Genomic DNA, 25,828 nt, shown 5'->3' with positions numbered 1-25,828 from the left:
GGTCACCAGCCCAGCAGGGCGAAGGGGTCGTGTCCGGCGTCGTCGTGCGCGCCGCTGTCCGCGTCGTCGCTGGTTACGGGGAAGCCGGTGGGGATGCTCAGCCAGCCGTGCCGTACGTGTCGGCTGGTGAAGCTGCGGGCATGGGGGTGGAAGGAGACCGGGACGTCGTGGAGGACGTCGTCGCCGTTCGGGTCCTCGATGGTGACCGCCCGGTCGATCCGCGCCGGATACAGGGGGCGGCCCAGGTTCCGCTCACGGCCGCGCTCGGCTGCGTACTGTTCGCGCGCTCGCCGGGACGCCTGCCAGGGCTCCTCCCGTAAAACCTCGTCGAGAGTGCCGTCGCGCAGTCCATGTGTGACGGGCTGGGTGGGCGGGCACGACCGGCGGCCCAGCGCGAGCGGGAACGCCGGCGCGCGCACTACGTGGTCCAGTGCGGCCAGCAAGGGACGGGGGCCCGCAACGGCAGCCAGGAACACCGCGTCCTGGAGGTAGTAACGGGTCGTCACATGAGTCTGTTTGGCGGGGGACGTCGGCCTCTGGATCCCCTTGGCGTTGACGCCTGCCTGAGGCAGTGGCCTGCCCCGGTAGTCGCTGACGGTGTGGTAGTCGCGCAGCAGGCTACCGGGCTGGTCGACGCGGACGCCCAGGCGCAGCGGCAGCAGCTCTTCGAGGGAGTCCTCGCGGGTGAGTCCGGCTGCTGCGGCGAGCAGTCCGATCACCCCGGACTTGGTGGGCTCCGGGCTGGTCTCGCGGCGGTTCGAGACGCTGCGCGACCCCCATGACTGGAGTGGTCCGGCGAGGCGGAGGAGCAGGACCGCGTCTCGGTTGTCCTGCCTTCCGGGCGGTGGTGGCGGCGAGGTCATCGGGCGGCCTGCTTGAGGGTGTCGGTGAGGTGTGTGCGCACACGGCTGAGGAGCTGGGGGAAGGCGACGGATTCGCCGAAGGTGTCCTCCAGGAGTTTCGCGGTGCCGTCGGCCGGGTCGAAGGTGTGGCACACGGCGGTGAATGCGGGTGCGTCACCCCAGGCGGTGACAGCTCGGGCGTGCTCGTGCGCCAGGCGGTGTGCGGAGGCTGCGGCGATACCCGGGGCAGCCGTGACCGGCTCCTCGAAGGCGGAGACGAGGTTGACGGGCTGGTCGGAGCGCACGGCGACGGCGACCAGGCTCGGCAGCGTGCGGTGCGCGAAGGAGTTGCCGTACCCCGTGGGCATGGAGCGGGCGAAGGAGGTCATGAACTCCTCGACGGCGGTGACGGCTGCCTCGTCGTCGGTGAGGTTGTCCTGGAGCTGGTGCAGGCCGACGGAGGCGTACCGGTAGAGGGTGGCGGAGTTGAAGCCGATGGTGCCGATCATGCCGGCGCCGGTCTCCTCCCCCTTCTTCTGTTCGTCGTCCACCGCCGTGAAATAGTCGAACTCCAGCTCCACGGCATGGGTGGACAGGGCGTGGGCGACCTGCGTCGCGGCGTCCACGTTGAGTGCGGGAATGTCGGCGACCATGCGTCCGAAGAGGGCGACGTCCATGGGGTGGCCGGTGCTGAACTTCTCCTGCACGGCGAGCTGTTTGATCTCCAGGGCCAGCTCCGTTTCGTCCAGGGCGACGAGTTCGGCCGCTCGATCTTGTACGAGCGCGGCGACGGCGTCGAGCTGACGGCGGCCGTAGAAGAACAGGTAGGCGGTGTCGCCCGCCTTCTTGCCCTCGCTGATCTTCAGCGGCCCCAGGAGCGCCCCCGCCAGACGGGTCGCGGCCTCTGGCTCCAGCCCCGTGCTGTCTGCGATCCGCTCGGCGAGCGCGCCACTGATTCGACGGGTACGGGTCGCGAGGTCCTGCTCGGGAAGCCGTTCGGTGAAGTGGGTCCTGGTGGCCCGCTTCCACGCCTGGGAGGAGACCCGTGAGCGGCGCACGCCGCCGAAGTACGCCTCCTTGGGGTTGCCCTGGTCGTCCCGGTTGAGGTTCGCCGGGGGCACGGTCTGCAGGATGTGCACATCGATATAGGTACGGGACGCGGCCAGCGCCATGAGGTCCTCCGGTGGTGCGGGGGCGGGTACGGTGATCGACGGTCCTGACGGACCGCGGTACTGGGGCTCGGTCTGCAGCGAGTGCCTTCTCCCTGGGGGCCAGCCGGCTGTCAGCGGGCGTCGCCCGGGGATTCCTGGTCCGTGCGTGCACCCCAGGAGTGATAGGCGAGCCCCCAGTCACGGCGTACTGCCTGCCGGGAGGCGGGAGAGTGCCAGCGAGTGATGTCCTGGAGCAACGCGTCGTAGTCAAGGGGCTGTTCCACAGCTCGCAGTTGCGTGACCAGTCCGCGCAGCCGGTAGACCAGAGACGGCACGGACGAGGCGTGAACCGCCGCCGCGACCCTGCGGTCGACAGCTTCCTCGCCGAAGCGCCCGCTGCGGTGCAAGGTGCGCAGGGCCGTGCCCGCTTTGATACCGCGTTTGTGCATGGGGCGGCTCTGGCTCTGCTGGTGCAGACCGTAGAGCGACAGTGCCGCGTGTTCGGCTTCCAGTTCCGGGGTGACCTGCCCGTCGGTGGGACTCGTGTAGAAACGCCAGAGAGCGGGGACCGTACCGGCCGGCCGGCCGAGACCGGAGCGCAGGGCGGCGAGATCCTCACCGGGGGCCCGCAGGGAAGTGCTGCTTCTGCGATCGGTGCGCCAGGCGCCGTTCTCGTCCACGCGCTGCGTCCAGTAGCGGGGTTTGAGAGCGGAGGATGTCGCGGTTCGGGGCTGAGGGATGGCGGACACGCGGTCCCCTTCGGTTCGGAAGCCGGCGGGAGTGGGTGGTGGTTTCGGGAACGCGGAGAGCCGTGGCTCACCTGTTCTTGCGCTGAGCCGCGCGGCGGGTGAGGATCGCGTCAAGGCGGTGGCGAAAGCCTCGCTCGGCGGTGCTGAGCCGGAACACACACTCCTTGCCGTCCTTGCTCACCCTGCGCCCGGTGAACACACCAGGCGCTGCCGTGGAGAAGACCTGTCCGGCCACTTTCCACGTGGCGTGCGCGGCTTTCTGTTCCCATGCTTCGAGGCCGCGCTCGGACTGGTCGAAGTCCTCTCCCACCCTCCGCATACCGGCCAGCAGGCGTCGTACGACCGGGTCGAGAGCGTGCAACAACGTGTCGCCCGGACGCTGCCCCTTGTCCCAGGGGATCGGTTCGCTGCCCGCGGCCCGCCGCAGGTCGGCGGAGAGACTGTTGACAGCAGAGGCGAGCTTCTCCGCCTGGTCCACGGCCTCCAGGAGGGTGCCGTAGACGATGCCGTCGGGGTCCAGCGCGGTCAGCGGGAGCGGGATCTCGTCGAAGAGGACGTCCTCGATGACAGCGGACTGGTTGCCGTAGGCGATGCCGGTCAGCTCCACCTGGAGCGGGTACGCACGCTCCATCCGTTCCGCTGTCCCACTGAGGCCGCTGAGCAGAAGGCTGGTGCGGAAACCCGCACGGCCGGCGGTCGCCTCGCGGTCCTCGCCGATACTGCCGACGGCCAGCAAGGCTTCCAGACCGCGCCAGGCCGCCCGCCCCGGCTGGTGCCGGCGAGGGCGGTCAACAGGCGACACTGCGGCTTTGCCAGGCTTCTTACCGCGAACGGGACGGTCCGTGATCCAGGCGGTATGCGGCTCGTCCGCGGGGATGGGGACAAGCCGGTCACCTGCGGCAACGATGACCCGGGTGACTCGCACCCCGGCCGGCGTCTCCTCGGGAAAGAGACGGATACGGCGTGACTGCCAGGTCCACAGGTCCAGCAGCCCCCGGGCAGCGCGTGACTGCCAGGCAGGTGTGGCACACGAGAGGGTGTCCTCGACCCTGCCTCCCGTCGCGCGCCTGCGCCACTGAGGAAGGTCGTCCGACAAAGACGCCCGGCCGAAAGGGATATTCAACACAAGAGTCTCGTAGACGGTGCGCCCCACCGGCATGACCACGCCCAACTGCCCCAGCGGCCCTACAGGACTACCCGTCGTCTTGCCGGACTTGGCCTGCGGGTCGCCGACCACGCCCGTCTTGATGGCCGCCGTGTCCCAGCACTGCGTGTGCAACAGCCAGCGGGCCGCCTGCGCGGGGGTCAGCTCCAGCGGATCGCCCTCCGTACGGGAGGAGAACAGCGGCACATTGTTCCCAGTGGCCGCCGTCGCAACCAGCAGAGCCGAGCCCTTGGTCTCACCCTTGGCCGTGCGCAGCCCGGCAACCTGCCCGAAGGGCTCCACAGCACCGAACAGATCAAACAGATGACGGTGTTCATCCAGATAAGCGCTCAGCGCCTCCCGCTGCCCTGGCGTGAAGGCGCCGGCCTGGAACATGTCCATCCACGCGGCGGCATTCGTCGGCCAACCGAGAGCATCCACCACAATCGGCAGCAGCAACTGACGATAAATCGCAGGCTTCTGCGTCGGCAGATCAACCACAAGGTCCTGGAACCGATCGGCGTCCAGAAGCAGATGCCGCAGCCCGGCTCCCTCAGCCGAACCGAGACCGCCCTGACGTCGCACCAAGTCGCCCGCCACGCCACGCACGGGCAGCCACGCTTCATCGACTAAATCGAACAATACAGTGTCCCCCAAGCACGTTCTCACCATACGACGCATCAGCAACTCTACACACCTGAACGAGACTTGAGAGTCATCACAGGATAGATGCTGAACTATTGGCCAAAGGTTATGAATTCCATGACAAGCACACCAAAGTCTTCTGCCGACGCAGCGAGGTAAGCCGACGAGGCCGAAACTCGTGGCCGGCCAGCCGACCAGCCGGCCTCAGATGTGCGCCGCCTGCTCCTGGCTTCCCAAGCTGCCGGTCGGCCCCGCCTCCACCAGCCCCAATTCGTCGTCGTAGCGGACTTCCCGCTCGGCGAGGACAGCACAGCGCTGGGAGTCGAGGACGAGGGCATCGCTGTAACGGAGCCGGGGGTGGCCGAGCCATCCGGGCAGCGGGGCAAGCTCCTGGGCCACTGCCACCGTGTAGCGCGGAGGAAGCCTCACCATCCCGCCCAGAACCTCCTCCACAAGATCGTCCGGGACGTCCCCGTTCACGGTCAGCGCACGGCCTGACAGCGTCCGGTATCGCTCACCGTCGTAAATGACGAGGATGACCTCCGCACTGGCTTCGCCGTCACGGACGACGGCGTCCACGTCGGTGTCACGACCCCCGCCCGGCACCGAGGCGTAGTGCAGGCCCGCGAGTGTGGTCCCTTCTCTGCTGCCCCGGCGTGTCAGGAGAAATCCTGACGCCACATCGGCCCGGCGGCGTTGCTCGTCCTCCCACCGCAGGCGAGCCGACTCCGCATCCTCACGCCATGCCGACGGCATCCCTTCCTCGCCAGTCCCGTAGCCGACCGCGACCAGGCCGGGCACCTGCCCCGGAATGCTCCACCCTCCCTTGCCGTCGCCGACCGTGAACAACAGCGCGGCGGCACGCAGCAGGAGATGCCGCCCGTAGATAAACTCGGAACCGCCGAGAAACCGCGGCGCGCAGCGCCCAACCGCTGTGGAGATGCCGTCCGGGGCCACTGTGGAGGCTTCCGCCGGGCCGGCCGTCTTCCGATTGTCTTCCGCGGCGAAACCGGTGATCACGGCACGTGGACCGGCCAGCCGACGGGGACGTCTTGTCTCCTGGTGCCGGTGCAGGCGGCCGATGCGCTGGAGAAGCAGATCGACCGGGGCAAGATCGGTGACGAGGAGATCCGCGTCGACGTCGAACGACTGCTCCGCGATCTGCGTGGCAACCACCACAAGCCGCGACGGGCGGCCCGGGACCCGGTCCTTGGGCGGGGCGCCCAGCAGCCGGAGACACTCTTCCGTACGGTCGGCTCGCGGGCCCACCGCGAGCCGACCATGCAACAGGAGCACATCGTCCCCGAAACTCTTCCGCAGCTCCGTGTAGAGAGTCTGCGCACGGCCAACGGTGTTACGAATGATCAGCGCACACCCGCCGTCGGCAAGTTCACGGCCGAGGTACACGGCAAGCAATACGTCGGCCTCCGCCTGGGCCGCCTCCCTCTGCTCACGTGGTGCCCGCGGGCCGGGGATTGTCTCCGGCATGAGCTCGACCGACACCCTCAGATCCTCGCGCCATCCGGCACAGGAGTCGCTGTCGAAGCGCGGACCGGAACCGTCCGCCGCCATCCACGCGGCGCTGACCGAGGGATACCCCTGCGGATCAGGGAGACGCTCTGCCGTGAACTCCTCACGGGACGCCGCCCCGGCCAGATACGCACCGACCAGTTCACGGCGCTGTCTGGGAGGGAGCGTCGCCGACAACAGGACCACCGGCACACCCGCCTGGCCGAGCCAGCGCAGCCCCTCCTGAAGGAACTGCGACATATAGACATCCGCCGCATGGACCTCGTCGAGTACCACGACCTTCCCGGCCAGCCCCGCCATACGCAGCATCACATGCCTGGTCCGCGTCGCGGCGAACAGCAACTGGTCGATCGTCCCCACCACAAAGGGACACAACAGCCCCCTCTTCGCTCCCAGGAACCACTCCGCCGGCCCCCGCGACGGTGCCTGAGCCGGACGGCCACCCAAAGCAGCCGCCACGTCCCCGTACGGGTCGTCGTTCTCGCACTCGCCGTACTCGTCGATTCCGCCGAACCTCCCCTCGGCGTCCTCCGGCTCTCCCCCCATCAGGTCGCGCCATTCCTTGTTGAACATCCGCTTGCCATGCAGCAGAGCCACCTGCGCGGCCAGATCCTCGTCAAGAGTGGCCACCCACGTTCTGACCTGGCTGAACATCGGATCACTCGTCGACTGCGTCGGCATCCCCACGAACACACCGTCCGCACCGGACCTCGCCGCCAGAATCTCCGCCGCCATCAACGCGGCCTTCGTCTTCCCCTCCCCCATCGGCGCCTCGACCACCATCAGTCCCGGAGCCTGCATCCGCCGCGCCGACTCCATCACCATCCTCTGCGACGGACGCGGATCCTGTCCGAACCGGTCCTTGAACGCCTCCGGACCCAGCTCGGCCAGCGAACCCCACCCACCACGCAAACGGAGCGCGCCCCAGGCCCGACCCGCCCGGACCCGGGCATTGGCGAACGTCACCTCCGACAACCTGTCAACACCCGCGAAGTGCTTCTCGTCGCTGGCGATCCAGTCCGCCATCACGATCAGCCCGCTCAGATGCAGCTGCACCGCCCGAGAGGGAACCCGCACCGGCTCCACTGCGGCCAGCCCGCCAAAGCCCAACTCCTCGGTGAAGCGGAGCACCAACGCCCTCTGTGCTTCGCCCCAACGCCCCGCACCGGCAAGCTGACCCCGCGCCTTGCGCGTCGGGTTCGTCGCAGCCAGGTCGGGAAACGCACCGTGATGCCCCGCCACCAGCGGCCAGACCCAGGCCACATGCTCCTCACACCAACCGGCTTCCGGCAGCAGCGACCGCAACAGATACCCGCCCGCCCGGTCATGCCGCCATCTGTGCCGCGAAACCGTCGCCTCATGCCATCCCAGCCCAGCCGCCCGTACCGCGGCAGCCCCCTTCGGCCACATCCTCTGGAAGGCCGGCGTCGCCTTCCCGCAGTCATGAACCCCGCACAACCAGGCAAACAACCGACGCCCCTTGCCCGCCCCTCCGGCAATCTCGTCCAGCATCCCTCTGGTCGAGGGCGCCAAAAAGCCGTCCCACATACACTCCGCCACCGCCGCAGTGTCCAGAAGATGCGACAGCAGGAGATTCATCGTCCCGCCGGCCTTCTCCTCGGACTTCCCCCACAACACACCGAGGAAGCCCTCCCAGCCACCACCCGAGCCACCTACCGACACGCCGCCCCCTCTGCTCAGTAAGCTGGTTCGGCAGCCTAGACGTCAGCACTGACAGCACGTGGAAAATGACCGCAATTGCTCCCTTCTGCCCGCCACCGACACCACCCCGAACAGATTCCCGACCGAATCCAACTAAATGAAACCCGGGCCAGCCCCGGATAAAGGCGCAGGTCAGCAAGCGTCGGCCCGGCACCCGCGGGGGTGTTCCTTCATCTCGACGGACTTTTCTGCCGTGGAAATGCGTCGGCCCCGCACCCGCGGGGGTGTTCCTCCGCGGTGCCGTGGTGGCCGAAGCGCGGCGCCGTCGGCCCCGCACCCGCGGGGGTGTTCCCACCTGGACGGCTGATGTACGGGCCCACCGGAGGTCGGCCCCGCACCCGCGGGGGTGTTCCGCTGACGTAGCTCGGTACGTCGTGTGGGCGGACGTCGGCCCCGCACCCGCGGGGGTGTTCCCTGATCCTGCGAGCGCTGGCGGCCGGGGATGTTGTCGGCCCCGCACCCGCGGGGTGTTCCGCCGTACCGCGGTGACGCGGGTATCGGCCGGTGGTCGGCCCCGCACCCGCGGGGGTGTTCCGCAGGGCGGCACGACTCACGCCGGGGACGTTCGGTCGGCCCCGCACCCGCGGGGGTGTTCCTCGTGAGTGCCGCGCGGACCGGGACACCAGGATCGTCGGCCCCGCACCCGCGGGGGTGTTCCTCGTGAGTGCCGCGCGGACCGGGACACCAGGATCGTCGGCCCCGCACCCGCGGGGGTGTTCCCGGTCGCGCGGCAGTCGTCGCCGGATGCCGTAGGTCGGCCCCGCACCCGCGGGGGTGTTCCGGTGGTGTGGCACGCGTTCCGGATGCTGCGCGAGTCGGCCCCGCACCCGCGGGGGTGTTCCGCAGAGCAGCGCCGAGCAGGCGATGGACGTGGCGTCGGCCCCGCACCCGCGGGGGTGTTCCTCGTCGGGGCCACCCATTTGCTGATCGGTGCAGGTCGGCCCCGCACCCGCGGGGGTGTTCCGCCGACGGCGGAGCCTGGACGAGGGCCCGGGAAGTCGGCCCCGCACCCGCGGGGGTGTTCCGTGTCTGTGGGTGGCGCAGCGCGTTCGTGTCGCGTCGGCCCCGCACCCGCGGGGGTGTTCCGCGTGTGGACCGCGTTGGCGGCCGTCAGTTCACGTCGGCCCCGCACCCGCGGGGGTGTTCCTGCGCCTTCCCGTCCGCTGACACCTTCCGCTCCGTCGGCCCCGCACCCGCGGGGGTGTTCCCGGCTCGTACGTCGGCGGCTTCGGCTTGGCGGGGTCGGCCCCGCACCCGCGGGGGTGTTCCCCGGTGACGTATGAGTTCCGGATGTACGGCGTCGTCGGCCCCGCACCCGCGGGGGTGTTCCGTCCAGGCCCGTGTGCCGACCGCTGGACCACATGTCGGCCCCGCACCCGCGGGAGTGTTCCTCCGGGCTTCGTCTTCACGGACTTCGCCGAAGGGTCGGCCCCGCACCCGCGGGGGTGTTCCCTGCTTCTCGCCCTGCGGGTAGCTCAGGGACTTGTCGGCCCCGCACCCGCGGGGGTGTTCCGCGGGCGCGCCGTACGAAGGAGGCGTTCCCGATGTCGGCCCCGCACCCGCGGGGGTGTTCCCACAGGGGCGCCGCATTTTGGCGGACTCCCTTCGTCGGCCCCGCACCCGCGAGGGTGTTCCCCCTGTGCAAGGGGTGGAGGGTCGGGACTGCCGTCGGCCCCGCACCCGCGGGGGTGTTCCGCTGGCCGCACTCGCGACCTTGACCTTGGTCTCGTCGGCCCCGCACCCGCGGGGGTGTTCCGAGGCGTGAGATCAGCCCGACCTCCGCGTTGTCGTCGGCCCCGCACCCGCGGGGGTGTCCCGTACGTCGTCATGTGCGTAAGGAGGCCCAGCTCGTCAGCCCCGCATCCGCGGGGCCCCACACCTGCGGGGTTGGTCCCTGTTCGGCTGGTCTGAGTGTGTCCCGCCTCTTCAAGGCCCCCACCGAGGCCACCACCGTGGTCCCCGCGCCCGCGGGGTTGGTCCCGCACGGGTCCCCCTCGTGAGCGGGTAATCACTGTGGTCCCCGCACCCGCGGGGTTGGCCCCTGGCTGATCGAGTTCGGCAAGATCCGGGCCGCGTGCTCCCCCTGCCTGCGGGGTTGGATCGCCCGTAACGCCCACACGGCACATAATGCGCACGCATAAAACCGGAGGTCAGGAGCCCTTTGCGGCGGGCTCCAGGATCGCCACGCACTCCACGTGGTGTGTCATCGGGAAGAGGTCGAAGGCGCGCAGTGTGCGGGGGCGGTAGGCGGCTTCGCGGAAGTAGGCGAGGTCGCGGGCGAGGGCTGCTGGGTCGCAGGCTACGTAGGCGATACGGCGCGCGCCCAGGGTGGAGAGGTGTTTGACGGTCTGTTTGCCAGCGCCTGCGCGCGGTGGGTCCAGGACGATCAGGTCCGTCTCGGTGATCCGGGTGCGCGGCAGGACCTGGTCGACCTTGCCCTGTTCGATACGGACCCTGGGCAGGTCCTGGAGGTTGTGCCGGGCGTCCTCCACCGCGCGCTTGCCGGACTCGATGCCCAGCACCGCGCCGGTCTCCCCGACGCGCTCCGCGATCGCTCCGGCGAACAGGCCCACTCCGCAGTACAGATCGAGCGCGGTCTCGCCCTTTCTCGGCATCAGGCCCTGCATCACGGCCTCGACGAGCAGTTGGGGAGCGCTCGGGTGCACCTGCCAGAAGCCGCCCATGCCGACGCGGTACGTACGGCCGTCGGCGCGCTCGCGCACAAAGGCGCGGCCGTGCACCCGGTGCACTCCGCCGTCGTGTTCCTCCACGCGCAGTACGGACACGGGCCTGTCCAGTTCCACCAGCGGCAGCCGGCCGCCCTCGCGCGGAGTGAGGATCACCTGACGGTCGCCGGAGCCCGAGGCCGCGATCGCCTCGACCGTGGCGATCTGCGGCCACTCACGCCGCTCGATGCCCAGTTCGCTGACGCCCTCCGTGGCGATCATGCAGTGCTCGACCGGTTCGACATCGTGCGAGCGGTGCCGGCGCAGCCCAGCGCGTCCGTTCTCGTCGATCGCGTACTGCACGCGCGAGCGCCACGCGGGAACCTCGCCCGTCGGCAGCTTGTCGCCCGGCGCGGGCATGACCGTCCCGTCCCAGCCCGCCTCCTCGGGAGTGAGGCCCGCGAGCCGGTGCAGTTGCTCGGCGATGACCTCGCCCTTGAAGCGCCGCTGCGCACCGGGCTTGGCGTGCTGCCAGTCGCAGCCGCCGCAGCGGCCGGGACCGGCGTACGGACAGGGCGCCTCGACCCGGTCCTTGGAGGCGTCGATGATCTCCACCGCGTCCGCGCGCAGGAAACGGGAGTCCTCGTCGCCCTCGGTCACCCGGACACGGACCTTCTCGCCGGGCAGGGCGTGCCGTACGAAGAGGACCCGGCCCTCGTCGGTACGGGCGACGCAGTGGCCGCCGTGTGCGACGGGGCCCACCTCGACCTCGTACTCCTCCCCGATCAGCGAAGCCTGCGGTTCTGTGTGCATGACGGGGTGGCTCCAAAGGATCAAGAGGTGCGGGGACATCAAGTGCGATACGCGAAGCACCAGCCCACCAGTCTACGTGCGCGTCACCCCGCCACCCGCCACACGCAGGTCAGCCCTTGTCCTTCCCGCCACCGCTTCCGACGCCGCCGGAACCGGTGCCCGCGTTCCCCGACTCCCTCGGCCGCGCGTCCACAGGCCCTCGCCGTACCGATCCCGGTGCGCTGTACACCCGCCGCTTCTTCGCCCGCTGCTTCGCCAGCTCCGACGATTCGAGCTGGTACGGAACCGACGTCACCATGACACCGGGCGTAAAAAGCAGCCGTCCCTTGAGCCTCAGCGCGCTCTGGTTGTGCAGCAGATGCTCGTACCACCGGCCGACCACATACTCCGGGATGTAGACACTGATCGCGTCCCGCGGATTCTCGGTCCGCAGCCCGCGTACGTACTCGATGACCGGCCGCGTGATCTCGCGGTACGGGGAGTCGAGGATCTTCAGCGGCACATTGATGCCACGCCGCTCCCACTCCTCCCTGAGCGCCTTCGTCTCGGCCGGATCGACGCTGATGCTGAGCGCCTCCAAGGTGTCCGAGCGCATCAGCTTGGCGTACGCGAGCGCCCGCAGCGTGGGCTTGTGGACCTTGGAGACCAGCACGATGGAGTGCACGCGGGAGGGCCGGACGCTGTCGTCGGACGGGCCCTCCTCGGCGGCGATCTCGTCGGAGACCCGGTCGTAGTGCTTACGGATCGCGGTCATCGTTCCGTAGAAGATCACCATGCCGAGCAGCGCGACCCAGGCGCCATGGGTGAACTTGGTGGCGAGGACGACGATCAGCACCAGTCCCGTGAAGAAGGCGCCGAAGGTGTTGATCGCGCGCGAGCGGATCATATGGCGGCGCTTGGCCGCGTTCCGCTCGGTCTTGAGATGGCGGTTCCAGTGCCGGACCATACCGGTCTGGCTGAGCGTGAAGGAGACGAAGACACCGACGATGTAGAGCTGGATCAGCCGGGTCGAGTCCGCGCCGTACAGGCCCACCAGCAGAGCCGCGGCGCCCGCCAGCAGCACGATGCCGTTGGAGAACGCCAGCCGGTCGCCGCGGGTGTGCAGCTGCCGCGGCAGATAGCGGTCCTGCGCGAGGATCGAGCCGAGCAGCGGGAAGCCGTTGTACGCGGTGTTGGCGGCCAGGAAGAGTACGAGCGCGGTGGCCGCGGCGAGGAGGACGAAGAAGAACGTGCCGTTGCCGAAGACGGCGGCGGCGACCTGGGAGATCACCGGGTTCTGCACATAGCCCGAGCCGACGGGAACGCCGTTCCTGAGCAGATCCGTCCCTGGGCTCTCGGCCATCTTCACATCGGTGACCATGGCCAGGGCGATGATGCCGCAGAACATGGTGACGGCGAGACCGCCCATCAGGGCGAGCGTCGTCGCCGCGTTCCTGCTCTTCGGCTTGCGGAAGGCCGGCACACCGTTGCTGATCGCCTCCACGCCGGTCAGCGCGGCACAGCCGGAGGAGAAGGCCCGCAGCAGCAGGAAGACGAGCGCGAAGCCGGCCAGTCCCTGTTCTTCGGGCTTGATCTGGAAGTCGGCCGTCGGCGCCTTCATGGTGTCGCCGAACGCCAGCCCGCGGATCGCGCCCCAGGCGATCATGATGAACACGGCGCCGACGAAGACATACGTCGGGATCGCGAAGAGCTTCCCGGACTCGCGGACACCGCGCAGATTCATCAGCGTCAGCAGCACGATTATCGCGATGGCGCAGAGGACCTTGTTCTCCACGACGAAGGGAATCGCGGAGCCGAGGTTCTCCACACCGGAGGAGATCGACACGGCCACGGTCAGCACATAGTCGACGAGCAGCGCGCTGGCGACGGTGAGACCGGCCTTGGGGCCGAGGTTGGTGGTGGCCACCTCGTAGTCGCCGCCACCGCTCGGGTAGGCGTGCACGTTCTGCCGGTAGGAGGCGACCACGGTGAACATGAGCACCACGACGGCCACCGCGATCCACGGGCTGAAGTGGTAGGCCGACACACCCGCGATGGACAGCACCAGGAGGACTTCTCCCGGCGCGTACGCCACCGAGGACAGCGGGTCGGAGGCGAAGACGGGCAGCGCGATGCGTTTGGGGAGGAGCGTTTCCCCAAGTCTGTCGCTACGCAGCGCCCGCCCGATCAGAATCCGTTTGGGCACGTCGGTCAGTTTGGACACGACAGGATGCTATGCGTTCGAACAGCCGCCCGTGCGGGCAGCACCCCTCTCTCTTGTCAGGTCGTGCCCCACCGTGGATGACTGGATTGTCACCCCTGCCGCATAAGCTCGACCCAGGGAATCGTCGTACACGGTGTCCCGCTTGGTGCCCGGCAGGTCGAGAAGGAAGAGTGAACAGGGTGTTTTCGCAGGTCAGCAAGGCGACCAGGAGTGCGGGGTAAGTCCACGTGCACATCGTCATCATGGGCTGCGGCCGGGTGGGAGCCGCACTCGCGCAGACCCTGGAGCAACAGGGGCACACAGTCGCCGTCATCGACCAGGACCCCACCGCGTTCCGCCGGCTCGGCTCGGGTTTCGGCGGCCGTCGCGTCAGCGGGGTCGGGTTCGACCAGGACACCCTGCGCGAGGCGGGGATCGAGGAAGCCGGCGCCTTCGCGGCGGTGAGCAGCGGAGACAACTCCAACATCATCGCCGCGCGCGTGGCCCGCGAGATGTTCGGCATAGAGAATGTCGCCGCCCGTATCTACGATCCGCGGCGTGCCGAGGTCTATCAGCGGCTGGGCATTCCGACCGTGGCCACGGTCCGCTGGACCGCCGACCAGATGCTGCGCCAGCTGCTGCCGTCGGGCGCCGAGCCGCTGTGGCGGGACCCCAGCGGCGGCGTGCAACTGGCCGAGGTGCATACGGCATCGAGTTGGATCGGGCACAAGATCAGCACGCTCCAGGAGGAGACCGGCGTACGTGTCGCGTTTCTCACCCGGCTCGGCGAGGCGATGCTGCCGACGTCCCAGACGGTGCTTCAGGAGGGCGATCTCGTCCACGTGATGATGCGTACGGACGACATCGAGAAGGTCGAGGCGGCATTCGCCGAGGGCCCGGACGGAGGCGGGATCTGATGCGTGTCGCGATTGCCGGGGCAGGTGCGGTGGGCCGTTCCATCGCGGGCGAGCTGCTGGAGAACGGACACGAGGTCCTGCTGATCGACAAGGCGCCGACCGCCATCTCGGTGGAGCGGGTGCCGCTGGCCGAGTGGCTGCTGGCGGACGCCTGTGAGATCACGTCGCTGGACGAGGCGGCGCTCCAGCGCTGCAATGTCGTGATCGCCGCGACCGGCGACGACAAGGTCAATCTGGTCGTCTCCCTGCTCGCCAAGACGGAGTACGGCGTGCCGCGGGTGGTGGCCCGGGTCAACAACCCGAAGAACGAATGGCTGTTCAACGAGGCCTGGGGCGTCGATGTAGCGGTCTCCACACCGCGGCTGATGTCGGCGCTGGTCGAGGAGGCGGTGAGCGTCGGCGATCTGGTACGGCTGCTGCGCTTCAGCCATGGCGACGCGAATCTGGTCGAGCTGACGCTGCCGCCGGAGTCGGCCGTGACCGGCACGCTGGTGGGCGATGTGACCTGGCCGGAGGACACCTCGCTGGTGACGATCATCCGGGGTACGCGCGTGCTGACGCCGAATCCGGAGGAGACGCTGGAGGCGGGTGACGAGCTGCTCTTCGTGGCGGCGCAGGCCCGTGAGGAGCAGTTGGAGGACCTGCTGTCGGTCCGCCGCGAGGACGCGACGGGCTGAGGCGACGGGCTGAGGCCGACCACGCCCTGCGTACGCGCCGTACGCGCTTCATGGGAAAGGGTCCGGCACCTGAGAGGTGCCGGACCCTTTCCCATACGTCTGTCACGAGTACGTCTGCCACGTGGGCCGTCCCGTACGGCACGGAAGCCGTGACGGGCTCGTACGGGCGCTGCCCGGGCCCGGATCGTACGGCGCCGAACGCCCTGCGGCCTCAGCGCTCCCTGCGGTGGCTCGTCGGGCCGTCCGGCGTCGTCGCGGCGGCGGCCTTGCGGGCCTTCTCCGCCTCCTCCTCCGCCTCCATCTCGGCGAAGACATCGATCGGCGCGGGCGCCTTCGCCAGGAAGACCCAGGTCAGATAGACGGCCAGCAGGAACGGCGGGATCTTCAGCGTGATGAGCACCCAGCCGAGCTGTGTCGTATCGGCCCACCAGTAGAGCGGGAAGAGGATCGCGCACTTGGCGAGCAGGATCAGCCCCCACGCCCAGCTCGCCTTCGCGTACGCCTTCTTGCGGCCCGGATTCCGTGTCCGCCAGGAGAGGTTCTCCTTGAAGACCGGGCCCAGGATCAGTCCGATCAGCGGTACGCCCGCCAGCGTGGTGACGATGTACGCGAGCGCCAGCCCCAGCGTGTAGAGCATGCCCGGCAGATAGAAGTCCTTCGCGTTGCCGGTCATCATCGCGAAGACGACACCGAAGGCGACGCCGAAGACGCCGCTGAACGCGTGCTTGACGGTGTCCCGGCGCACCAGCCGGACCACGACCAGCAGCAGCGAGACCGCGAGGGCCGCGATCGCCGAGGTGTGCAGATCCTGGTTGATCGTGAAGATCGTGACGAAGAGCAGGCCGGGGACGACCGTCTCCACCATGCCCCGCAGGCCGCCGAAGGCCTCGAAAAGGGCCGCCTCGGTGACGGCTTTCGCGTCGGCGTCACCGTTCGGCCCGGACGGCGCAGACGTGCCCGTCGGCCCGTCCGGTGAAGCGCTGGAAACGTTCGAGGCGGCGGGCTTGTCGAATGACGGCACCGGCTACTCCTGTCCGAGCGGTCGGAGTTCGTATTTGGGATTGAACAGCACCCGTCGGCCGTGGCTCAGGGAGATCCGGCCGGAGGCGATCAGTCTGCGGCCCGGCTCTATGCCCACGATGGAGCGCCGGCCCAGCCATACCACGTCCAGCGGAGCGGTGCCGTCGAACAGCTCCGCCTCCAGCGCGGGCACACCGGCCCGCGGACGCAACGTGACCGTCCGCAACGTACCAGTCACCCGGACGATCTGGCGGTCGTTGCAGTCGGAGATCCGGGTGCATCCCGACGCCTGCGCATCCTCCCGCAGCTCCTCGGACTCCAGATCCCCCTGGGAGCTGGAGAGCCGGTCGAGCATCCGGCGGAAGCGGCCGGTCGGCTTCTCAGCACTCATAGCTAGAGCGTACCGGGGCGAGGAGGCGCCGGATCCAGTGGCGCGGGAGTCGGATCCGCACAGAGATCCACGCACGGATCGAGGCATGGATCAAGGCATGGATCGACGCACGGATCTGCACACGGATCAGCGCTGTCGGATCGACGCCCGGCTCACCGGATCAGCACACGGATCAACGCTCGAAGCGGTACCCCATCCCCGGCTCGGTGACGAAGTGCCTGGGATGCGAGGGATCCGTCTCCAGCTTCCGCCGGAGCTGGGCCATATAGACCCGCAGATAGTTGGTCTCGGTGCCGTACGAGGGCCCCCAGACCTCCTGGAGGAGCTGTTTCTGGCTGACCAGCCGCCCGGTGTTGCGTACGAGCACCTCCAGCAGATGCCACTCGGTCGGAGTGAGCCGTACGTCCCGGCCCTCGCGGTGCACCTTCTTCGCGGCCAGATCGACGGTGAAGCCCTCGGTCTCGACCACCGCCGTGGAGTCGTCGCCGTCGCCGCCCACCGGCTCGGCCCGTCTGACCGCGGCGCGCAGCCGGGCCAGCAGTTCGTCCATGCCGAACGGCTTGGTGACATAGTCGTCGGCGCCCGCGTCCAGCGCCTCGACCTTCTCGTCGGAGGTGTGACGGGCGGAGAGCACCAGGATCGGCACCCGGGTCCAGCCGCGCAGGCCCTTGATGACCTCGACGCCGTCCATGTCCGGCAGCCCGAGGTCGAGCACGACCACATCGGGATGGCGCGCGGCGGCGAGTTCGAGCGCGCTCGCGCCGTCGGAGGCCGCGTCCACCTCGTACTTGCGCGCCCTGAGATTGATCACCAATGCGCGTACGATCTGCGGCTCGTCATCGACCACGAGCACCCGCGTCATAGGGTTCTGCCTTTCTGCTGTCCCGGTCATGAGACGATCCGGGCCGGTGGTTCACGGCGCGCCGGCGCGAGTCCGGACGCCGCCGTGAGGGTGAGAACCATGGTCAGGCCGCCACCGGGGGTGTCCTCGGCCGTGAGAGTGCCGCCCATCGCGTCGACAAAGCCGCGCGCCACCGCGAGCCCGAGGCCGACGCCGGCCCCGCGCGGCGCGTCGCCGTGGCGCTGGAAGGGCTCGAAGATCCGTTCCTTGGCGTCCTCGGGAACGCCCGGGCCACGGTCCACGACCCGTACCTCGACCCGCTCCCCCAGCGCGCTGGCGGCGACCGTGACCCGCCGCCCGTCAGGGCTGTACTTGACGGCGTTCTCGACGATATTGGCCACCGCGCGCTCCAGCAGGCCCGGGTCGACGGCCACCATGGGCAGCGACTCGGGGATGTCCAGCTCCACGCTGTCCTCCGGTACGCCGCCGAGCGCCATCGGAACCACCTCATCGAGGTCGATCTCGCGGATCAGCGGGGTGACGGTGCCGGTCTGGAGCCGGGACATGTCGAGGAGGTTGCCCACGAGATGGTCGAGGCGGTCGGCGCCGTGCTCGATGCCTTCGAGCAGTTCCGCCTGGTCCTCCTCGGACCATTCGACGTCGTCGGAGCGGAGAGAGGAGACCGCCGCCTTGATCCCGGCCAGCGGAGTCCGCAGATCGTGGCTGACGGCCGCGAGCAGGGCCGTCCGGATCCGGTTGCCCTCGGCCAGTTCACGGGCCTGGGCGGCCTCGCCCACCAGACGCTGCCGGTCGAGTACGACGGCTGCCTGCGCGGCGAAGGCGGCGAGCACCCGGCGGTCCTCCGCGGGCAGGACCCGTCCGGAGAGCGCCAGCGCCATATGGTCGCCGACCGGCATGTCGACATCGGCGGACTCGGGACGGTCGACGGGCTGCGGTCCGACGCTGCCCGCACAGGTCCAGGGATCGACATCGCTCTTGCGTTCGAGCAGCGCCACGGACTCCATGGCGAAGGTCTCCCTGACCCGCTCCAGCAGCGCGGCCAGCGTGGTCTCGCCTTTCAGCACACTGCCCGCCAGGAAGGAGAGGATCTCGGACTCGGCTCTGAGCCGGGCCGCCTGATGGGTACGGCGTGCCGCCAGATCGACCACCGAGGCCACCGACACGGCCACGGCGAAGAAGATCACGATGGCGACCAGGTTCCTGGGGTCCGCGATGGTCAGGGTGTGGGTGGGCGGAGTGAAGTAGAAGTTGAGCAGCAGGGAGCCCACGGCGGCGGAGGCGAGCGCCGGCCGCAGCCCGCCGAGCAGCGCCGACATCACGGTCAGGAAGAGGAAGAGCAGGACATCGTTGGCCAGCCCCGGGGAGTTGCCCACCATGGCCAGCAGCAGCGAGAGCAGGACGGGCGCGACGACTCCGGCCAGCCAGCCCCAGATGATCCGGGAGCGGCCGAGTCTGGCTCCGCGCGCCACCGGCAGTCCGCGGCCCTTGGCGGCCTCCTCGTGCGTGACGATGTGTACGTCCAGGTCGGGTCCTGACTCCCGGGCGACGGTGGCGCCGACGCCGGGCCCGAAGACGTACTGCCAGGTCTTGCGGCGGCTGGAGCCCAGCACGATCTGGGTCGCGTTGACTCCGCGCGCGAATTCCAGCAGCGCGGAGGGAACGTCGTCGCCGATGACATGGTGGAAGGTGCCGCCGAGATCCTCGACCAGCGTGCGCTGGACGGCCAGCTCCTTGGGCGAGGCCGCGGTGAGACCGTCGCTGCGGGCTATGTAGACGGCGAGGATCTCGCTGCCCGAGCCCTTGGCGGCCATCCGGGCCGCGCGGCGGATCAGCGTACGTCCCTCGGGACCGCCGGTGAGGCCGACGACGATACGTTCCCGGGCCGACCAGGTGGTGCGGATGTTGTGCTCGCCGCGGTACTGCTGGAGGTATTCGTCCACCCGGTCGGCGACCCACAGCAGGGCCAGCTCGCGCAGCGCGGTCAGATTGCCCGGACGGAAGTAGTGCGAGAGCGCCGCGTCCACCTTGTCGGGCTTGTAGACATTGCCGTGCGCCATACGGCGGCGCAGGGCCTGCGGCGACATGTCGACCAGCTCGATCTGGTCGGCCCGCCGGACGATCTCGTCGGGGACGGTCTCCTGCTGGCGTACACCGGTTATCGACTCGACCACGTCTCCGAGCGATTCGAGATGCTGGATATTGACGCTGGAGACGACCTCGATGCCCGCCTTGAGCAGCTCCTCGACGTCCTGCCACCGCTTGACGTTGCGCGAGCCCGGCACATTGGTGTGCGCCAGCTCGTCCACGAGGGCGACGGCGGGACGGCGCTCCAGCACCGCGTCGACGTCCATCTCCGTGAAGACGGTCCCGCGGTACTCCAGCTCACGGCGCGGCACCTCTTCGAGGCCGTGCAGCATGACCTCCGTGCGCGGCCGGTCGTGGTGCTCCACGAAGGCCACCACACAGTCGGTGCCCCGCTCCACCCGGCGGTGTGCCTCGGAGAGCATCGCGTACGTCTTGCCGACGCCCGGTGCCGCCCCGAGATAGATACGAAGCTTGCCGCGTCCCATGGCCCCATTGTCTTCCCGGAAGAGCCACCGCGTGCCACGCGTCGGCTGAGTCGAAGCTACTCCCGGTGATTGCGACAAAAAGGGCAGCCAACGGGCGCGATCGTGGTCTTGACACGATTCTGATGCCGGTACGGAGAGGTCCGGTACGGAGAAGTCCGGGCCGACGCGGAAGAGACCGGCGCGGAAAAGGCCGACCCGGAAGAGGCCGACCCGGACGCGTGAGCGGTCCGGACCGGCCACACCGGCCGGAGTCAGCCGGTCAGCTCCTTGAGGGCCGTGTTGAGCGCGAGCACATTGACCCGCGGCTCCCCGACGAAGCCGAGAACCCGCTGCTGGGTGTGGTCCTCGACCAGCTTCTCCACCTGTTCGACGGGAAGCTGGTTGCGCTCCGCCACCCGGTGCACCTGGAGCCTCGCGTAAGCGGGCGAGATGTCCGGATCCAGTCCCGAGCCCGAGGAGGTGACGGCGTCCGGCGGGACCTGGGCCGGTGTGACCCGGTAACCGGGCGTGGAGTTGTCCTTGACGACGGCGGCCTTGGCGTCCGTGACCCACTTGATCAGATCCTCGTTGTCGCCGGAACGGTTGGTGGCTCCGGAGAGGATGAGCTTGTACTGAGTGTTGACACCGTTGGTGCCGAGGCCGTTGGAAGGACGCGGCTGGAACCACTTGAGGTCCGGCTCCGGAGTCTCCTGGCCCGCCTTGAGCGGCAGGTCGTACCGCTGTCCGATGAGCGAGGAGCCGACGACCTTGCCGTCCTGTTTCACCTCCGAGCCGTTCGCCCGGTGAGGGAAGAGCCCTTGGGCGACGCCGGTGACGGCCAGCGGATAGAGCACGCCGCAGAGGACGGTGAGGACGAGGAGGGCGCGCAGGCCCGCCCCGAGCAGCCGTGCGGTACTGCCGATGTTCATGGAAGACATGCCGTTCACCCGATGCCGGGGATGAGGGAGATGATCAGGTCGATGATCTTGATGCCGATGAACGGCGCGATCAGCCCGCCGAGGCCGTAGATCCCGAGGTTTCTGCGGAGCATCCGGTCGGCGCTCGTGGGCCGGTAGCGCACGCCCTTCAGGGCGAGCGGCACCAGCGCGACGATGACGAGCGCGTTGAAGATGACCGCGGAGAGGATCGCGGACTCCGGCGAGGAGAGATCCATGATGTTGAGCCTGTCGAGGCTCGGATAGACGACGGCGAACATCGCGGGGATTATCGCGAAGTACTTCGCGACGTCATTGGCGATCGAGAAGGTCGTCAGCGCGCCACGGGTGATCAGGAGCTGCTTGCCGATCTCGACTATCTCGATCAGTTTGGTCGGGTTGGAGTCCAGGTCCACCATGTTCCCGGCCTCTTTGGCGGCCGAGGTGCCGGTGTTCATGGCCACGCCGACATCCGCCTGGGCCAGTGCGGGCGCGTCGTTCGTACCGTCGCCGGTCATCGCGACCAGCTTGCCGCCGCTCTGCTCGCTCCTGATGAGGGACATCTTGTCCTCGGGAGTGGCCTCGGCCAGGAAGTCGTCCACGCCCGCCTCCTCCGCGATCGCCCGCGCGGTCAGCGGATTGTCGCCGGTGATCATGACCGTACGGATACCCATCCGGCGCAGTTCCTCGAAGCGCTCCCGCATCCCTTCCTTGACCACATCCTTGAGATGGATGACACCGAGCACCCGGGCTCCGGCCGTATCGTCCAGCGCCACCAGCAGCGGTGTGCCGCCGGCCTGGGAGATCCGGTCGGTGAGGGCCTGGGCGTCCTGGGACACCTGCCCGCCGCGGCTTCTGACCCAGGCGATGACCGAACCGGCGGCTCCCTTGCGTACGGTGCGCGTCGTCCCGTTCTCGGTGAGATCGACACCGGACATCCGGGTCTGGGCGGTAAAGGCGGTCCATTCGGCGCCGGTGAGCTGGCCTTGGTGGCGCTCGCGCAGCCCGTACTTCTCCTTGGCCAGGACGACGATCGAGCGGCCCTCGGGTGTTTCGTCGGCGAGCGAGGAGAGCTGTGCGGCATCGGCCAGTTCGGCCTCCGTCACGCCTCTGACCGGGACGAACTCGGCGGCCTGACGGTTTCCGAGGGTGATCGTGCCGGTCTTGTCGAGCAGCAGTGTCGACACATCGCCAGCCGCCTCGACCGCGCGCCCGGACATCGCGAGCACATTGCGCTGCACCAGCCGGTCCATGCCCGCGATCCCGATCGCGGAGAGCAGCGCGCCGATCGTGGTCGGTATCAGACAGACCAGCAGGGCGATCAGCACGATCATCGACTGCCGCCGGCCCGCGTAGACCGCGAACGGCTGGAGAGTGACGACGGCGAGGAGGAAGACGATAGTGAGGGACGCGAGCAGGATGTTCAGCGCGATCTCGTTGGGCGTCTTCTGCCGGGCCGCGCCCTCGACCAGCTTGATCATCCGGTCGATGAAAGTCTCACCGGGCCTGGTGGTGATCCTGATGACGATCCGGTCCGAGAGGACCTTCGTCCCTCCGGTGACGGCCGAGCGGTCGCCGCCCGACTCCCGGATGACCGGCGCCGACTCACCGGTGATGGCCGATTCGTCGACGGAGGCGACTCCTTCGACCACATCGCCGTCGCCGGGAATGATGTCGCCCGCCTCGCAGACCACCAGATCGCCGATCCGCAGCTCTGTGCCGGGTACGCGCTCCTCGTCCGGGCCGATGACACGCCGGGCGACGGTGTCGGTCTTGGCCTTGCGCAGGGTGTCCGCCTGCGCCTTGCCACGGCCCTCGGCGACCGCCTCCGCCAGATTGGCGAACACCGTGGTCAGCCAGAGCCAGCCGGCGATGGCCCAGCCGAACCAGTCGGTCGGATCGAGCGCGGCGAAGACCGTGGAGAGCACGGATCCGACGAGGACCACGAACATCACGGGCGACTTCACCATCACCCGCGGATCGAGCTTGCGTACCGCCTGCGGGAAGGACTTGATCAACTGCTTGGGATCGAACAGGCCGCCGCCCACCCGCTCGCTCCCGGAGCTGTGACCGGAAGACACGGACGGGTGCGGCGCACGGGTCGGAGTGGCTGTGGACATCGTGTCCTCTTGCTTCGTACGAGTGGTCATGACGCCAGCCCTTCGGCCAGCGGGCCCAGCGCCAGCGCCGGGAAGTAGGTCAGACCGGTGACGATCACGATCGTGCCGACCAGCAGCCCGGTGAAGAGCGGCTTGTGGGTACGGAGCGTGCCCGCGGTCTCCGGGACGGGACGCTGCTCGGCGAGCGCGCCGGCCAGCGCCAGGACGAACACCATGGGCAGGAAGCGGCCGAGCAGCATGGCCAGACCGGTGGTGGTGTTGAACCACTGGGTGTCGGCGTTGAGCCCGGCGAAGGCCGAGCCGTTGTTGTTGCCGGCCGAGGTGTACGCGTACAGGATCTCGGAGAAGCCGTGCGGCCCCGAGTTGGTCATCGAGTTGCCCGGCGTGGGAAGCGCCATGGCCACGGCCGTGAAGCCGAGCACCAGCGCCGGAGTGATCAGGATGTAGCTCGCGGCGAACTTGATCTCGCGGCTGCCGAGCTTCTTGCCCAGATACTCGGGCGTACGGCCGACCATCAGCCCGGCGATAAAGACCGCGATGATCGCCATGATCAGCATGCCGTAGAGGCCGGAGCCGACTCCGCCGGGCGCGATCTCGCCGAGCTGCATGCCCAGCATCGTGATACCGCCGCCGAACCCGGTGTACGAGGAGTGGAAGGAGTTGACCGCACCGGTCGAGGTGAGCGTGGTGGCCACCGCGAAGATCGACGAGCCGCCGATCCCGAAGCGGGTCTCCTTGCCCTCCATCGCACCGCCGGCGATGTCGAACGCCGGTCCGTGGTGCGCGAACTCGGTCCACATCATCAGCGCGGTGAAGCCGAGCCAGATCGTCACCATCGTGGCGAGGATCGCGTAGCCCTGCTTGACGCTGCCGACCATCCGGCCGAAGGTCCTGGTCAGCGCGAACGGGATGACCAGGATCAGAAAGATCTCGAAGAGGTTCGAGATCGGGCTGGGGTTCTCGAAGGGATGCGCGGAGTTGGCGTTGAAGTAGCCGCCGCCGTTGGTGCCCAGCTCCTTGATGGCCTCCTGCGAGGCGACCGCGCCGCCGTTCCACTGCTGCGAGCCGCCCAGGAACTGGCCGACCTCATGGATCCCGGCGAAGTTCTGGATCGCGCCGCACGCGACCAGCACGATCGCGCCGATCACGGAGATGGGCAGCAGGATACGGACGGTGCCGCGCACCAGGTCGGCCCAGAAGTTTCCCAGCTCACCGGTGCGGGAGCGGGCGAAGCCCCGCACCAGCGCCACCGCGACGGCCATGCCGACCGCCGCCGAGACAAAGTTCTGGACGGCCAGACCACCGGTCTGTACGACATGGCCCATGGCCTGTTCGCCGTAGTACGACTGCCAGTTGGTGTTGGAGACGAAGGACGCGGCGGTGTTGAAGGCCTGGTCCGGGTCGATCGCGGAGAAGCCGAGCGATCCGGGCAGGCCGCCCTGGACCCGTTGCAGCAGATACAGGAAGAGGACGCTCACCGCGGAGAACGCGAGGACACCGCGGAGATAGGCGGGCCAGCGCATCTCGGTGGCGGGATTGGCGCCGACGGCCTTGTAGATCCACTTCTCGGCCCTGAGATGTCCGGGCGAGCTGTAGACCCGGGCCATGTAGTCACCGAGCGGGCGGTATGCCAGACCGAGCGCCACGACGAGCGCGAGCAGCTGGAGCACACCGGCGAGGACGGAGCTCATCACTCAGAACCTCTCCGGGAAGAACAGGGCGAGGACGAGGTATCCCAGCAGGGCGACGGCCACGACCAGTCCGACGATGTTCTCGGCGGTCACAGCTTCGCCACCCCCTTGGCGATGAGGGCCACCAGCGCGAAGACCGCGATCGTGGTGACGACGAAGGCCACATCGGCCATCGTGAGCTCCTAGATGAGTACGGGAAATCCGACTCCCTGAGGAAACCCGCTGATTTCGCGGACCCGGCTTCCGTTGACGGGTCCCATACGGCCGACGTCACCGGCTTGACGGAGTCCATATGGGCGCGGCCGTGCCCTGTGATCTGGCCCATATGACAGGGAAACGGCCGGTGGGCCGCACCCCACGAAGGGATGCGGCCCACCGGCCGTTCGGTCTGTCTCGCGTCCGTCCGTCGCGCGCGGCTCGTGGTGCCCGCGCGCGCCTCGTCTCAGCGCACCTCGGTGATCTCGGGACCGCGCTGGAGCTGTCCCATGCCGCCGGAGAAGCGGGAGCCTTCCTGCTCCTCCTGCTGAACGCCCTCGGCCACCATCTGCGCGTCGTCCGGCAGCTTCAGGACGATCGGGTCACGCGGAGCCATCGGCCCTTCGCCGCGTACGACCACGGTGTCCCGGAAGATCTGCTCCAGCAGCCCGGCGGCCTGCGGCTGCACCGCGCCCTGTCCGGAGATCACGCCGCGCAGGAACCAGCGCGGTCCGTCGACGCCGATGAAGCGCACAAGCTGTACACCACCGGTGCCGTCCGGGAGCTGTACGGGGACCTGGGCGCGCAGCTCCCAGCCCAGCGGGCCCTCGACCTCGTCGATGATGCCGCCCTGCTGGGTGATGCCGGAGGCGATCTCCTCACGGACCTCGCCCCAGATACCTTCCTTCTTGGGCGCCGCGAACGCCTGGAGCTGTACGGCGCTGTCGCGCACGACGACCGTGGCGGCCACGATCGCGTCACCGGCGACCTCGACACGCAGCTCCATGCCCTCGACCCCGGGAACGAAGATCCCGCCCAGGTCGACCCGGCCCTCGTCGGGCCTGGAGACCTCGGAGATGTCCCAGGGACCGTCCGGCCTGGGCGCCGGCGGAAGGTTCACCCTGCGGGACGCGGTCGTCCCGCCGGCCTTCGCGTCGGCACCGGCCTCGTCGGTGAACTGCTCGGCCTCGCCCGCTGCGTCCGCCGCGTCCGCTGCGGAACCACTCTTCTTGCGACGTCCGAACAC

18 protein-coding genes and 1 CRISPR repeat array are annotated in these 25,828 nt (G+C 69.0%); of the genes, 2 read left to right on the top strand and 16 right to left on the bottom strand.

From position 1 onward, the window contains the following. Positions 1 to 2: 2 nt before the first annotated feature. The 7 genes from cas5e to ACFV6H_RS15220 all read right to left on the bottom strand — a co-directional run bounded on the left by cas5e (position 3) and on the right by ACFV6H_RS15220 (position 13,465). Complete coding sequence (cas5e, locus tag ACFV6H_RS15250) at positions 3 to 863, bottom strand: type I-E CRISPR-associated protein Cas5/CasD (protein ID WP_385541790.1); 861 nt, start codon at positions 861 to 863, stop codon at positions 3 to 5. Further along, positions 860 to 2,014, bottom strand: coding sequence for a type I-E CRISPR-associated protein Cas7/Cse4/CasC (cas7e, locus tag ACFV6H_RS15245; protein WP_385541788.1), 1,155 nt, complete (start codon positions 2,012 to 2,014; stop codon positions 860 to 862). The genes cas5e and cas7e overlap by 4 nt, the downstream gene beginning before the upstream one ends. A gap of 110 nt (positions 2,015 to 2,124) precedes the next feature. After that, complete coding sequence (casB, locus tag ACFV6H_RS15240) at positions 2,125 to 2,742, bottom strand: type I-E CRISPR-associated protein Cse2/CasB (RefSeq protein WP_385541786.1); 618 nt, start codon at positions 2,740 to 2,742, stop codon at positions 2,125 to 2,127. A 67-nt stretch (positions 2,743 to 2,809) separates the two neighbouring features. Next, complete coding sequence (gene casA, locus ACFV6H_RS15235; protein ID WP_385541784.1) at positions 2,810 to 4,528, bottom strand: type I-E CRISPR-associated protein Cse1/CasA; 1,719 nt, start codon at positions 4,526 to 4,528, stop codon at positions 2,810 to 2,812. A 207-nt stretch (positions 4,529 to 4,735) separates the two neighbouring features. Then, positions 4,736 to 7,699 carry a CRISPR-associated helicase Cas3' gene (gene cas3 / locus ACFV6H_RS15230; RefSeq protein ID WP_385542105.1) on the bottom strand — a complete coding sequence of 988 codons (2,964 nt, stop codon included), beginning with the start codon at positions 7,697 to 7,699 and terminating at the stop codon, positions 4,736 to 4,738. Between the two features lie 225 nt (positions 7,700 to 7,924). Further along, positions 7,925 to 9,658: direct repeats of the CRISPR family, unit length 25 nt; unit sequence GTCGGCCCCGCACCCGCGGGGGTGT. A 275-nt stretch (positions 9,659 to 9,933) separates the two neighbouring features. Continuing rightward, complete coding sequence (locus tag ACFV6H_RS15225; protein ID WP_385541782.1) at positions 9,934 to 11,262, bottom strand: class I SAM-dependent RNA methyltransferase; 1,329 nt, start codon at positions 11,260 to 11,262, stop codon at positions 9,934 to 9,936. 109 nt (positions 11,263 to 11,371) lie between these two features. Next, complete coding sequence (locus ACFV6H_RS15220) at positions 11,372 to 13,465, bottom strand: APC family permease (RefSeq protein WP_384985429.1); 2,094 nt, start codon at positions 13,463 to 13,465, stop codon at positions 11,372 to 11,374. A 227-nt stretch (positions 13,466 to 13,692) separates the two neighbouring features. Here ACFV6H_RS15220 and ACFV6H_RS15215 point away from each other — a divergent pair, with 227 nt between their 5' ends. Together ACFV6H_RS15215 and ACFV6H_RS15210 are read left to right on the top strand one after the other, a co-directional pair. After that, positions 13,693 to 14,361 (top strand): potassium channel family protein, encoded by a 669-nt coding sequence (locus tag ACFV6H_RS15215; RefSeq protein WP_385541780.1) that lies wholly within the window; start codon positions 13,693 to 13,695, stop codon positions 14,359 to 14,361. Beyond that, positions 14,361 to 15,038, top strand: coding sequence for a TrkA family potassium uptake protein (locus tag ACFV6H_RS15210; RefSeq protein WP_093594355.1), 678 nt, complete (start codon positions 14,361 to 14,363; stop codon positions 15,036 to 15,038). Before ACFV6H_RS15215 ends, ACFV6H_RS15210 begins: the two co-directional genes overlap by 1 nt. Positions 15,039 to 15,249: 211 nt before the next feature. On the opposite strand, the gene ACFV6H_RS15205 is transcribed toward ACFV6H_RS15210, so the two are convergent. From ACFV6H_RS15205 to ACFV6H_RS15165, 9 genes are all read right to left on the bottom strand, one after another. Next, positions 15,250 to 16,059, bottom strand: coding sequence for a DUF3159 domain-containing protein (locus ACFV6H_RS15205; RefSeq protein ID WP_385541777.1), 810 nt, complete (start codon positions 16,057 to 16,059; stop codon positions 15,250 to 15,252). Between the two features lie 3 nt (positions 16,060 to 16,062). Then, complete coding sequence (locus ACFV6H_RS15200; protein ID WP_161230336.1) at positions 16,063 to 16,449, bottom strand: OB-fold nucleic acid binding domain-containing protein; 387 nt, start codon at positions 16,447 to 16,449, stop codon at positions 16,063 to 16,065. A 172-nt stretch (positions 16,450 to 16,621) separates the two neighbouring features. Next, a complete protein-coding gene (locus tag ACFV6H_RS15195) occupies positions 16,622 to 17,311 on the bottom strand; it encodes a response regulator (protein WP_066946089.1) in 690 nt (229 codons plus the stop codon). A gap of 26 nt (positions 17,312 to 17,337) precedes the next feature. After that, entirely contained in the window at positions 17,338 to 19,881 is a 2,544-nt protein-coding gene (locus ACFV6H_RS15190) for an ATP-binding protein (RefSeq protein ID WP_384985423.1), read from the bottom strand. 251 nt (positions 19,882 to 20,132) lie between these two features. Then, positions 20,133 to 20,798, bottom strand: a complete 666-nt coding sequence (locus tag ACFV6H_RS15185) for a potassium-transporting ATPase subunit C (RefSeq protein ID WP_385541774.1) — start codon at positions 20,796 to 20,798, stop codon at positions 20,133 to 20,135. A gap of 5 nt (positions 20,799 to 20,803) precedes the next feature. Further along, complete coding sequence (kdpB, locus tag ACFV6H_RS15180) at positions 20,804 to 22,945, bottom strand: potassium-transporting ATPase subunit KdpB (protein WP_385541773.1); 2,142 nt, start codon at positions 22,943 to 22,945, stop codon at positions 20,804 to 20,806. Beyond that, complete coding sequence (gene kdpA / locus ACFV6H_RS15175) at positions 22,942 to 24,606, bottom strand: potassium-transporting ATPase subunit KdpA (RefSeq protein ID WP_385541770.1); 1,665 nt, start codon at positions 24,604 to 24,606, stop codon at positions 22,942 to 22,944. The genes kdpB and kdpA overlap by 4 nt, the downstream gene beginning before the upstream one ends. Before the next feature lie 3 nt (positions 24,607 to 24,609). Beyond that, positions 24,610 to 24,699 carry a K(+)-transporting ATPase subunit F gene (kdpF, locus tag ACFV6H_RS15170; RefSeq protein ID WP_066946098.1) on the bottom strand — a complete coding sequence of 30 codons (90 nt, stop codon included), beginning with the start codon at positions 24,697 to 24,699 and terminating at the stop codon, positions 24,610 to 24,612. A gap of 349 nt (positions 24,700 to 25,048) precedes the next feature. Next, on the bottom strand, positions 25,049 to 25,828 hold the full coding sequence (locus tag ACFV6H_RS15165; protein WP_384788236.1) for a DUF3710 domain-containing protein: 780 nt from the start codon (positions 25,826 to 25,828) through the stop codon (positions 25,049 to 25,051).

The sequence above is a fragment of the Streptomyces sp. NPDC059743 genome (genome assembly GCF_042732975.1).
Taxonomy (GTDB): Bacteria; Actinomycetota; Actinomycetes; order Streptomycetales; family Streptomycetaceae; genus Streptomyces.
This window is presented reverse-complemented; position numbering and strand designations above follow the sequence as displayed.